This window comes from Pseudothauera hydrothermalis, from assembly GCF_003345255.1.
Lineage (GTDB): Bacteria > Pseudomonadota > Gammaproteobacteria > Burkholderiales > Rhodocyclaceae > Pseudothauera > Pseudothauera hydrothermalis.
On the sequence record NZ_CP029331.1, the window covers coordinates 2085998 to 2098221 of the forward strand.

At 61.5% G+C, this 12224-nt stretch carries 10 protein-coding genes; 1 reads left to right on the forward strand and 9 read right to left on the reverse strand.

From position 1 onward, the window contains the following. Window positions 1-13: 13 nt before the first annotated feature. From DIE29_RS10020 to rlmE, 5 genes are all read right to left on the reverse strand, one after another. Complete coding sequence (locus DIE29_RS10020) at window positions 14-1105, reverse strand: PstS family phosphate ABC transporter substrate-binding protein (RefSeq protein WP_269467239.1); 1092 nt, start codon at window positions 1103-1105, stop codon at window positions 14-16. 59 nt (window positions 1106-1164) lie between these two features. Further along, a complete protein-coding gene (gene glmM / locus DIE29_RS10025; protein WP_114649810.1) occupies window positions 1165-2517 on the reverse strand; it encodes a phosphoglucosamine mutase in 1353 nt (450 codons plus the stop codon). A 123-nt stretch (window positions 2518-2640) separates the two neighbouring features. Beyond that, a complete protein-coding gene (gene folP, locus DIE29_RS10030) occupies window positions 2641-3471 on the reverse strand; it encodes a dihydropteroate synthase (RefSeq protein WP_114649811.1) in 831 nt (276 codons plus the stop codon). Between the two features lie 69 nt (window positions 3472-3540). Beyond that, on the reverse strand, window positions 3541-5436 hold the full coding sequence (ftsH, locus tag DIE29_RS10035; protein ID WP_114649812.1) for an ATP-dependent zinc metalloprotease FtsH: 1896 nt from the start codon (window positions 5434-5436) through the stop codon (window positions 3541-3543). A gap of 147 nt (window positions 5437-5583) precedes the next feature. Further along, complete coding sequence (gene rlmE / locus DIE29_RS10040) at window positions 5584-6201, reverse strand: 23S rRNA (uridine(2552)-2'-O)-methyltransferase RlmE (protein ID WP_108079784.1); 618 nt, start codon at window positions 6199-6201, stop codon at window positions 5584-5586. 137 nt (window positions 6202-6338) lie between these two features. On the opposite strand from rlmE, the gene DIE29_RS10045 reads away from it, so the two are divergent. Further along, entirely contained in the window at window positions 6339-6812 is a 474-nt protein-coding gene (locus tag DIE29_RS10045) for a YhbY family RNA-binding protein (RefSeq protein ID WP_108081026.1), read from the forward strand. A gap of 7 nt (window positions 6813-6819) precedes the next feature. Here DIE29_RS10045 and DIE29_RS10050 read toward each other — a convergent pair whose 3' ends face one another. From DIE29_RS10050 to carA, 4 genes are read right to left on the reverse strand one after another with little or no spacing between them, the layout of a single operon-like run. Then, the gene (locus DIE29_RS10050) at window positions 6820-7281 is read right to left on the reverse strand and encodes a DUF4149 domain-containing protein (protein WP_108079783.1); all 462 of its coding nucleotides are present in this window, start codon (window positions 7279-7281) and stop codon (window positions 6820-6822) included. 21 nt (window positions 7282-7302) lie between these two features. Then, window positions 7303-7779: a transcription elongation factor GreA gene (greA, locus tag DIE29_RS10055; RefSeq protein WP_102041226.1), complete on the reverse strand. Its 477-nt coding sequence runs from the start codon at window positions 7777-7779 to the stop codon at window positions 7303-7305. Then, window positions 7776-11003 carry a carbamoyl-phosphate synthase large subunit gene (gene carB / locus DIE29_RS10060; RefSeq protein ID WP_114649813.1) on the reverse strand — a complete coding sequence of 1076 codons (3228 nt, stop codon included), beginning with the start codon at window positions 11001-11003 and terminating at the stop codon, window positions 7776-7778. Before carB ends, greA begins: the two co-directional genes overlap by 4 nt. Window positions 11004-11055: 52 nt before the next feature. After that, entirely contained in the window at window positions 11056-12198 is a 1143-nt protein-coding gene (gene carA, locus DIE29_RS10065) for a glutamine-hydrolyzing carbamoyl-phosphate synthase small subunit (RefSeq protein ID WP_114649814.1), read from the reverse strand. Window positions 12199-12224: the final 26 nt, after the last annotated feature.

Below are 12224 nucleotides of genomic sequence, written 5' to 3' on the forward strand. Positions count from 1 at the left end.
TGCGATACCCGGCTTACTTGGCTAAGCCAAAGAGCTTCAGATCTTCGTCGGCAAGTGCCTTGACGACCGGGAAGTATCCATCTTTGAGCACCGCTTCTTGACCTTGCTTGGAGTAAATGAAGCGGATGAACTCGCCGCGCAGCGGATCGAGCGGCTGGTTGGGATTTTTATTGACGTAGACGTAGAGAAAACGGGAGATCGGATAATCACCGCCAGCGGCGTTTTCAGCCGTCGGCGCATAGCAGGTCTTACCCGGACCGCTGGCCAGTTTCACCGCCTTGACATCAGCGGTCTTATAGCCCACGCCAGAGTAACCGATACCGCCAATGTCGGAAGCCACGCCTTGCACCACGGTGGATGAACCCGGCTGTTCCTTCACGCTGTCCTTATAGTCTCCATCGAACAACGCCACTTCCTTGAAATAGCCATAAGTGCCAGAGGCGGAGTTGCGGCCATACAGCGAAATCGGACGCGAAGCCCAAGCACCTGTCAGCCCGACATCCCCCCAGGTTTTGATGTCTTTGTCCAAACCGCCTTTGCGGGTTTTGGAGAAGATCGCATCGACCTGCTGCAGAGTCAGGCATTCGATTGGGTTGTCTTTGTGCACGTACACCGCCAGCGCGTCGATCGCCGAACGCACGGCAGACGGCTTGTAGCCATATTTTTTCTCGAAATCGTCGATTTCCTTGGATTTCATCGGACGCGACATCGGACCGAATTGCGCGGTACCGGCAATCAACGCCGGAGGCGCAGTGCTGGAACCCTTGCCTTCGATCTCGATTTTGACGTTGGGGTACATAGCGTTGAAGCCTTCTGCCCACAACGTCATCAGATTGTTCAAAGTATCGGAACCGATGGACTTCAAACTACCCGATACACCGCTCACCGGCTTGTAAGACGGCAGCGCCGGATCGACCTGCACCTCCGCCTGCGCTGCAAACGAGGCAGTCATGGCCACGACGGCGGTCGCAATGAAGCTTTTCTTGAACATGTAGGGATTCTCCAGTGTCGTGAATTCAGCTTTCCCGATTTCGGGTGAGCTCCCGCCGCAACGGGAACGTAATGGATTATCCCCAGCTATGATGACAATTCTGTTAAACGTCACGAAACATGTCAGAAAGGTTGCAGACAGCCCTGCACTGACGCACCCGCCCTGGATACTGCTTACTCCACGGCTTCACGCACCGCGCTGGCGATCGCATTGGCCAGGCGCTCGACCTGCTCGCCATTCCGACCTTCCACCATGACCCGCAACAAGGGCTCGGTACCCGACGGGCGCAGCAGAACCCGACCGGCGTCGCCCAGTTCGGCCTCGGCAGCCTCGCGTGCGGCAGCGATACCGCGGTCGGCCTGCCAATCAAAGCCGGACGACAAGGGAACGTTGATCAGCCGCTGGGGATAGAACACCAGGTCTGCGCACGCCTCGGCCAGCGAACACCCGCCTTTTCGCAACGCAGCCAGCACCTGCAGTGCGGAGACGATGCCATCGCCAGTGGTATGACGATCCAGACAAATGATGTGGCCGGAATTCTCCCCGCCTAGCTTCCAGCCGCGCTCATGCAATTGTTCCAGCACGTAACGATCGCCCACTTTGGCACGCGCAAAAGGCACGCCCAGCCGCCCAAGAGCGTGTTCCAGCCCCAGATTGCTCATCAACGTGCCGACCACGCCATCCACCCTGCCCTCGGTCCGGCGCGCTCCGGCAATGACATAGAGCAGCTTGTCGCCATCGTAGATTTCACCGTTGCGGTCGACCATGATCAGGCGATCGCCATCGCCGTCGAGCGCAAGGCCAAGATCGGCGCCTTCGGCCAGCACGGTCTTGCGCAGATGCTCCGGGCGCGTGGCCCCGACACCGTCGTTGATATTCAGCCCATTGGGTTCCACCCCCACCGGAACCACCTCGGCGCCCAATTCATGAAACACCGCCGGAGCAATGTGATAAGCCGCACCATGTGCGCAATCGAGCGCAATGCGCAGACCACGCAAATCCAGCTCATTGGGGAAGGTGCTCTTACAGAATTCGATGTAGCGTCCGGCGGCATCATCGATGCGCCGCGCCTTACCCAGGCGCGCCGAGTCTGCACACCCCATTGGCTGCGCCAGACGGGTTTCGATTTCCGTCTCGACCGCATCCGGCAGTTTGGCGCCGTTGGCGGAAAAAAACTTGATGCCGTTGTCAAAGTACGGATTGTGCGAGGCCGAGATCACCACACCGGCTTGCAGCCGCAGCGCACGGGTCAGGTAAGCTACCGCCGGAGTGGGCACCGGGCCGGCCAGCATGACATCCACACCTGCCGCGGCAAAGCCGGCCTCCAGCGCCGCTTCCAGCATATAACCGGAAATGCGTGTGTCTTTGCCGATCAGCACGGCCGGCCGCTCGCCATGCGGTAGATGCTCGCGCGCCACCAGCGTAACACCGGCCGCATAGCCCAAACGCATGACGAAATCGGGCGTAATCGGCGCCTCTCCGACCCGGCCGCGCACCCCATCGGTGCCAAAATACTGGCGTCCCATCCTGACTCCCTTTCCCAATCGGCGCAAAGTCAGGATTATCGCAGCAAGCCAAGCCCAGATGGCAGTGCCGATCCCGCGGCACAGCCTGGCGTCGGCAAGTTTTCGACGGATAACGGTGCCGACTCAGACGGTCGACTGCAATGCGGCCAGCACTTTGAGCGCATCGACGGTATCGGCCACATCGTGCACCCGCACAATGTGCGCACCCCGCTGCACCGCTAACAGTGCGGCGGCCACACTGGATCCAAGCCGCTGGCCCACCGGCCGGCCGGTGATGGCACCGAGCATGGACTTGCGCGACACCCCCACCAGAATCGGCAAACCGGCCGCACACAGGCGGTCGAGGTGGGTCAAAAGCGCCAGATTGTGATCCAGCGTTTTACCAAAGCCAAAACCTGGATCCAGCACAATGCGCTCACGCGCCACCCCTGCGGCGCATAGGGCCGACACCCGCTCATCCAGGAATGCGGCCACTTCGCCCACAACATCCACATAGCGCGGTTCGATTTGCATGGTGCGCGGCTCGCCTTGCATGTGCATCACGCACAACGCCGCATCGCTGTCACACACTGCCTGCACTGCACCGGGCGCGCGAAAACCATTGACGTCATTGATCAGATCCGCCCCGGCTTCCAGCGCGGCGCGCATGACCGCCGGCTTCATGGTATCGACCGAAAGCGGCACCCGCCAATCGGCCAGCGCACGCACCACCGGCACGATCCGGGCGATCTCCACCGCCTCGGGCACCGGCTCTGCCCCCGGGCGGGTGGACTCTGCCCCCAAGTCCAGTATGTCTGCCCCGGCTTCCAATGCAGCTTTTGCGCGCGCCAGCGCTGCCGACACTTCACCGCCCACCCCGTCGCCGGAGAATGAATCCGGGGTAAGGTTGATGATCGCCATGACCCGCGGACGGGAAAGATCCAGTTCAAAGCGACCACAGCGCAGTATGCTCATCGAAGTCCTCGGAAATAAAACGGGCCGGCTAACAGCCGGCCCGCGCGCCAAAGCGATATACGCCCCGAATCAGGCCGCAGGTGCCGGCGCGTTGGGTTGCTGACCGGTGCTGCCGTCATCGGACGACGGCTTGACCGGCGCCGAAGCTGGCTTGGGCGGGCGGGGCGGTTTGCCGGCCATGATGTCGTTGATTTGGTCGGCGTCCAACGTCTCCCATTCAAGCAGCGCACGCGCCATGGCTTCGACCTTATCGCGATGGGTCTCAATCAGCTGCCGCGCCAGGCTGTACTGCTGGTCGATGATGCGACGGATTTCGGCATCGACCTTTTGCATGGTGCTCTCAGACACATTACGGTGGGTAGTGACCTGGCGACCCAGGAAGATTTCACCCTCCTCCTCACCATAGACCATGGGTCCGAGTGTATCGGACATGCCCCACTGGGTGACCATGCGACGGGCCAGATCGGTGGCGCGCTGAAAATCGTTGGACGCCCCGGTGGTCATTTGCTTCATGAACACCTCTTCAGCGATCCGTCCGCCGAACAGCACCGCAATCGTCTGCAGCAAGCGCTCGCGGTCCTGGCTGTAACGGTCTTCGGCCGGCAGCTGCATGGTCACACCCAACGCGCGACCGCGCGGGATGATGGTGACCTTGTGAACCGGATCGGTCTTGTCGAGCAGTTTGGCCACGACCGCATGTCCCGCCTCATGGTAAGCGGTGTTGCGGCGCTCTTCTTCTGGCATGACCACCGAGCGGCGCTCGGCACCCATCATGATCTTGTCTTTGGCGCGCTCAAAATCGTCCATATCCACCAAGCGCTTGTTGGCGCGGGCGGCAAACAACGCGGCCTCATTGACCAAGTTGGCCAGGTCGGCACCGGCAAACCCCGGTGTGCCGCGCGCCAGCACGTGCGGATCGACATCCGGAGCGATCGGCACCTTGCGCATATGAACCTTGAGAATCTGCTCACGACCGCGGATATCCGGCAGCGGCACCACGACTTGGCGGTCGAAACGGCCCGGACGCAGCAAAGCCGGGTCGAGCACATCCGGACGGTTGGTCGCGGCGATGACGATCACCCCGGACGCCCCCTCAAAGCCGTCCATTTCCACCAGCAACTGGTTGAGGGTTTGCTCGCGCTCATCGTTGCCGCCGCCCAGGCCGGCGCCACGTTGGCGGCCAACCGCGTCGATCTCATCGATGAAAATGATGCACGGCGCGTGCTTCTTGGCTTGCTCGAACATGTCGCGCACCCGCGCCGCACCGACACCGACGAACATTTCCACGAAGTCGGAACCGGAAATCGAAAAGAACGGCACCTTGGCTTCGCCAGCGATTGCCTTGGCGAGCAAGGTCTTGCCGGTACCCGGCGAACCGACCATCAGCACACCTTTCGGGATGCGTCCGCCGAGCTTCTGGAATTTGGACGGGTCACGCAGAAACTCGACCAGCTCGGACACTTCTTCCTTGGCTTCGTCGCAGCCGGCGACATCGGCAAAGGTGACCGAGTTGGCGGACTCGTCCAACATGCGCGCCTTACTTTTGCCGAAAGAAAACGCGCCGCCTCGGCCGCCGCCTTGCATTTGGCGCATGAAGAAAATCCACACGCCGATCAAAAGCAACATCGGGAACCAGGAGATGAAGACGCTGGCCAGGAAGCTTTGTTCTTCCTCCGGCTTGGTGGCATTGACCGTGACCCCATAGCGCATCAGATCGGACACCATCCAGATGTCCTGCACGCCCGGGGTATAGACCGTGAGCGGCCGCCCGTCATGGGTGATCGCGCGTAGTGTGCGGCCATCGACGGTCACTTTGGAGATGCGGCCGGCTTTGGCCTCCTCCATGAACTGCGAGTACTCCATGGTGTTCGTCGACACCTGGCGCTCGTTGAACTGGTTGAAGACCGTCATCAGCACGACGCCGATCACCATCCAGATGGCAAGATTCTTGAAAAGATTGTTCAACGTATTCCCTCGAAAGCCCGACAGGGGCCAGCGCAAGATGGACCCATTCTAGTGGCGAACGTTCCCTCGGGCAAACCAATCGACGCGATCAACCGTCTCAATGGCCGTGTGTTTTACGCTCGCGCACGCCCGCCCGCGCGACATCCGTTATTTGCGCGCGTTGCCAAGCAGATAGACCTCGGCGCTGCGATCGCGAGAGGCCTTCGGTTTTCGCACCTCAACCGTGCGAAACGCCGCCTGCATCTGCCGGCGAAAGCCATCGAAGCCTTCGCCGTGAAACACTTTTACCAAAAAATGGCCGCCGGGCTTGAGATGCCGGACGGCAAAATCCAACGCCAACTCACACAGGTGAATCGAGCGCGCCTGGTCCACCGTGGGCACGCCCGACATGTTCGGCGCCATATCGGACATCACCAGGTCGACCGCCGCCCCGTTCAAACTGGCTTCGAATTGCTGCGCCACCGCATGATCGGTGAAATCGCCCTGCACAAACACCACACCGGCAATCGGCTCGATGGGCAACAGGTCGAGCGCGAAAACCCGCCCCCGCGCGCCAATACGCTGGACCGCGACCTGGCTCCAGGAACCTGGCGCAGCCCCAAGATCCACCACCACCGCACCGGGACGCAATAGACGGTCACGATCATCGATTTCGGCAAGCTTGAACGCCGCCCGCGAGCGATAACCGCGAGCTTTTGCCTGTTGGACGAAAGTGTCATTCACATGCTCCTGCATCCAGGCTTTGCTGGTTTTGGTTCGCTTCATCGCAATGGTTCGGAGTAAAATTCGCCAATAACACAAGCCCTCGGCCGCAACGGCGGGGGCTTTGCCTTTTCCATGCGGAATCATTCCGCACCCAGTGCCGGCCGCGCCGGCGGGCTGAATCGAGAATACAGATGAAGATGAGCGAACTCACCCCCGCACAGCGTCGCGAGCTTCGCGCCCGCGCCCACCACCTCAACCCAGTGGCCAGTATTGCTTCCAACGGTCTGAGCCCGGCGGTGCTGGCCGAGATCGAACGTGCGCTGCAGGCCCATGAACTAATCAAGATCCGGGTCTACGGTAGCGAACGCGGTCAGCGCGAAGCGCTCTTAGAGGAACTGTGCGCTGCGCTCGATGCCGCACCGGTGCAACACATTGGCAACATCCTTGTCGTGTGGCGCGAGCGCCGCGAAGAACAGCGTGCCGTCGCGGCGCCGTCAACCAAAACCAACCGCGCCGCGCGCCCGTCGACCGCAAAATCGGCGGCCAGCTTTGCGGCCGCTGCCCGTCGTGCCGCGCTGGCGCAGGCTGCGCAAGCCAAGCGTCACAAAAGCCGCGAAGGCACCGCTGGCCGCCACAAAATAGCCGCTGAGCCATCGAGCCGTAAAAAATGAGAGGCGCTCAGCCCAGCACCCGACGCGGCGCACGCAGCAAAAGCAGCCCAGCCAGGCTTTGCAGCAAGTACAGAACGCTGGATACGCCGTGCCAGGTGGCAAAGGGTTCGCGCAAGGCGCTGTCCATGACTTCGCGCGGCCAAGCTTGCGCTTTGAGCTGCGCCATCAGCGGCTGAATCCCGAAAAGGATGGCGAGACCGGCCACCAGCATCAACACGATGAGCCAGAACACCCAGTTACGAAACGCCTCCCAGCCCTGCCGAAAAGCCATGTGTAGCAGCAGGTAAGCACCACAGGCCAGCCCCATCCAGCCCACGCTGGCAAACAAACGGCCGGCCACCTCGCCGGCCAGCGCGCGATCTTCGATGACGGCAAAGAGCGTTGGCGCAACCAGATAGCCAACCACCCATAGCGCCCCTACCCACAGGGTCAGCGCGAAAACGAACAGATAGTCCGCCAGCGCACGCATGACCACCCAACCGATCCCGCCTCAGACGTAGCGCACGTCGACGATTTCGTACTCGCGCACACCGCCGGGAGCCTGTACTTCGGCGATATCTCCGGCATATTTGCCGATCAGCGCTCGGGCGATCGGCGAACTGATGGAGATTTTGCCGAGCTTGATGTCGGCCTCGTCGTCGCCGACGATCTGATAGGTCACGGTCTGTCCCGAGGCCATGTCCTCCAACTCCACGGTGGCGCCAAACACGCAACGGCCGTCGGCATCGAGCAGCGCGGGATCGATGATCTGCGCGCTGGCCAGCTTGCTTTCGAGCTCCATGATACGGCCCTCGATAAAACCCTGACGGTCCTTGGCAGCCTCGTACTCGGCGTTTTCGGACAAATCGCCATGCGAGCGCGCCTCGGCAATCGCCGCGATGACGTTGGGACGTTCGACAGTTTTCAGACGGTGCAGCTCGGCGCGCAACATTTCGGCGCCGGCGACGGTCAATGGCGTCTTGTTCATCGGTTTCGCTTCAGTTCGGCGTGCAAAGATTGCACGGAATAGACTTCCAGGCCGGCCAAATGACGCATCCCCATGCAGGCCGCGCGCGCGCCTTCGATGGTGGTATAGACCGTCACCTTGGCAGCCAGCGCGCTGGTACGAATGGAGCGCGAATCGGCGATTGCCTGGCGCTTTTCCTCTACGGTGTTGATCACCAGGCAGATCTCATCGTTTTTGATCATGTCCACGATGTGCGGGCGGCCTTCGGTCACTTTATTGACCACCGCCACTGGAATACCGGCGGCCTCGATCGCACCGGCGGTGCCTCGGGTGGCAACCAGGCGAAAACCCAGCTCATGCAGCTCGCGCGCTACCTCGACTGCGGCCGGACGGTCAGTGGGCTTGACGCTGATGAACACCAGGCCGGCCTCCGGAAGGCGCACACTGGCGGCAATTTGGCTCTTGACGAAGGCTTCGGCAAAACTGCGGCCCACGCCCATGACCTCGCCGGTGGACTTCATCTCGGGTCCGAGAATGGTGTCTACACCCGGGAACTTCACGAACGGAAATACTGCTTCTTTGACCGAGTAGTAGGGCGGCACGATCTCGCCTGTCACCCCCTGACTGGCCAGGCTCTGGCCCGCCATGCAGCGCGCGGCGATCTTGGCCAGCGGCAGCGAGCAGGCTTTGGAGACGAAGGGCACGGTACGCGATGCGCGCGGATTGACTTCCAGCACGTACACCACGGCGTTGTCGCCTTCGCCCTGGATGGCAAACTGCACGTTCATCAGGCCGACCACATTGAGTGCGCGCACCATCGCCTCGGTTTGACGGCGCAACTCGTCCTGTAGAGCGGCCGACAGGGTGTAGGGCGGCAGCGAGCAGGCGGAGTCGCCCGAGTGCACACCGGCCTGTTCAATATGTTCCATGATGCCGCCGATGATCACCTGCTGGCCGTCGGACAACGCATCCACGTCCACCTCGGTGGCATCGTTGAGGAAGCGGTCCAGCAGTACCGGCGACTCATTGGAGACCTTGACCGCTTCACGCATGTAGCGCTCCAGGTCCTTTTGCTCATGCACGATCTCCATTGCCCGTCCGCCCAGCACATAGCTGGGCCGCACCACCAGCGGATAGCCGATTTCGGCCGCCAGGCGCACCGCTTCTTCCGGGGTTCGCGCGGTGCGGTTCGGTGGCTGCTTGAGACCGAGGTCGTTGAGCAGTTTCTGGAAACGCTCGCGGTCTTCCGCGGCGTCGATCATGTCCGGACTGGTGCCGATGATCGGCACGCCGTTTTGTTCCAGCGCACGCGCACGCTTGAGCGGAGTCTGCCCGCCAAACTGCACGATAACCCCAACAGGGCGCTCGACATGGACGATTTCCAGCAAATCTTCCAGCGTGATCGGCTCGAAATACAGGCGATCGGAGGTGTCGTAGTCGGTAGACACGGTTTCCGGGTTGCAGTTGACCATGATGGTCTCGTACCCGTCCTCGCGCAGTGCCAACGCTGCGTGCACGCAGCAGTAATCGAACTCGATGCCCTGGCCGATACGGTTCGGGCCGCCGCCCAGCACCATGATTTTTTTCTTGTCGGTGGGGCGCGCCTCGCATTCCTCTTCGTAAGTGGAATACATGTAGGCGGTGGACGTGGCGAATTCGGCCGCGCAGGTATCCACACGCTTGAACACCGGGCGCACGCCCAAGGTGTGGCGATGCAGGCGCACCGCGGTTTCATCGGTGCCCAGCAGCTTGGCCAAGCGCCGGTCGGAGAACCCTTTTTGCTTGAGCGCGCGCAGCTCGGCCGCTTGAATCGCCTTCAGGGAGCGGCCAGTGAGCGCTTTTTCGGTCAATACCAAGTCCTCGATCTGCGCCAGGAACCAGGGGTCGATCTTGGTCAGGGCGAACACCTGATCCAAGGTGTAGCCTTCGCGAAACGCTTGGCCGACATACCAGATACGTTGCGCGCCCGGATTGATCAGCTCGTACTCCAAATCCTCGCGGTCGGTTTCGACCTCATCCAGGCCGTAAGCGCCCACCTCCAGCCCGCGCAGGGCCTTTTGGAAGGACTCCTGGAAACTGCGCCCGATGGCCATCACCTCGCCCACCGATTTCATCTGCGTAGTCAGACGATCGTTGGCCTGCGGGAATTTTTCGAAGGCAAAGCGCGGAATCTTGGTGACGACATAGTCGATCGAAGGTTCGAACGAGGCCGGTGTCGCGCCGCCGGTGATGTCGTTCTTGAGCTCGTCGAGCGTGTAGCCCACCGCCAGCTTGGCCGCGACCTTGGCGATCGGAAAACCCGTGGCCTTGGAGGCCAGCGCCGAGGAACGCGACACCCGTGGGTTCATCTCGATGACGATCATGCGCCCGTCCTTGGGGTTGATCGCAAACTGCACGTTCGAGCCACCGGTATCCACCCCGATCTCGCGCAGCACCGCAATCGAGGCATTGCGCATGATCTGGTATTCCTTGTCGGTAAGCGTCTGCGCCGGCGCAACGGTGATCGAATCGCCGGTGTGCACGCCCATCGGATCGAGGTTTTCGATCGAACACACGATGATGCAGTTGTCGGCGCGGTCGCGCACGACCTCCATCTCGTATTCCTTCCAGCCCAACAGTGACTCTTCGATCAGCAGCTCGTTGGTCGGGCTGGCTTCGAGACCGCGCTTGCAGATTTCATGGAACTCTTCCATGTTGTAGGCAATGCCGCCGCCGGAGCCGCCGAGCGTGAAACTCGGGCGGATGATCACCGGAAAACCGATGCCGCCCTGAACCTGCAACGCCTCTTCCATGCTGTGGGCAATACCCGATCGCGCCGAACCAAGGCCGATCTTGGTCATCGCCTCTTTGAACTTGAGGCGGTCTTCGGCCTTGTCGATGGCCTCTTCCGAGGCGCCGATCAGCTCGACCCCATACTTGGCCAGCACGCCGTTGCGGGCCAGATCGAGCGCGCAGTTGAGCGCCGTTTGACCGCCCATGGTGGGCAGAATGGCGTCAGGACGCTCTTTTTCGATGATGCGCTCGACCACCTGCCAAGTAATCGGCTCGATATAGGTCACATCCGCGGTGTCCGGATCGGTCATGATGGTGGCCGGATTGGAATTGACCAGGATGACCTTATAGCCCTCCTCGCGCAGCGCCTTGCAGGCCTGGGCGCCGGAGTAATCGAACTCGCAGGCCTGGCCAATGACGATTGGGCCGGCGCCGATGATCAGGATGGACTGAATGTCTGTACGCTTGGGCATTACCGTATTCTCGAATCGGTGACGGCGGACGTTCGCCCGCCGGGATGCAGCCTCATTTGGCCGCTTGCATCAGTTGTACGAAGCGGTCGAAAAGATAGGACACGTCATGCGGGCCGGGACTGGCTTCTGGATGTCCTTGAAAGGAAAAGGCCGGCACATCGGTGCGGGCGATCCCCTGGTTGGAGCCATCGAACAAGGACACATGGGTGGTCCGCAAGGTGTTGGGCATGGTGGCCGGGTCTACCGCAAAGCCGTGATTCTGGCTGGTGATCAGCACCTGACCGCTGTCCAAATCCTTGACCGGATGGTTGGCGCCATGGTGACCGAACTTCATTTTCACGGTTTTCGCGCCCGAGGCCAGCGCCAGTAGCTGATGCCCCAAACAGATGCCGAAAGTCGGCACACGCGCATCGAGAATCTCGCCGATGGCAGCGATCGCATAGTCGCAAGGCTGCGGATCGCCCGGGCCGTTGGACAAAAACACGCCGTCCGGCTTCATGGCCAACACATCCTTGGCAGGGGTTTGCGCCGGCACTACGGTCAGCCGGCAACCGCGGCTGGAGAGCATGCGCAGAATGTTGCGCTTGACCCCGAAGTCGTAGGCCACCACATGGAACCGGCTTTCGGTTTGTGACGGATAGCCCTTGCCCAGCACCCATTCGCCCTCTGTCCAGGCAAAAGCCGCCGGCGCGCTCACCACCTTGGCGAGATCCATGCCGGCCAGGCCGGGAAAAGCACGGGCTTGGGCCACCGCCGCGCCGGCATCGAGCGTCTCACCAGCCCTGGCGGTAACGATACAGCCGGCTTGCGCACCTTTTTCACGCAGCAGCCGGGTCAGCTTACGGGTATCGATGCCGGCAATGGCCACCACATTCTCAGCCTTGAGATAGGCATCGAGCGTGTGCTCCATGCGGAAATTTGACGGCAAAACGGGCAAATCGCGGATCACCAGGCCCGCGGCATGCACCCGGCCAGCTTCCACATCTTCACGGTTTACACCGGTGTTGCCGATGTGCGGATAGGTCAGCGTAACGATCTGGCGGCAATAGCTGGGGTCGGTCAGGATTTCCTGATAGCCCGACATGGCGGTGTTGAACACCACCTCGCCGACCGTGCTGCCAGCCGCACCGATGCCCTTGCCGTGAAAAACCGTCCCGTCGGCAAGCGCGAGAAGAGCGGGCGGGAAAGCAGTCACGAGATACTCCTGGAAACGGACGGAAT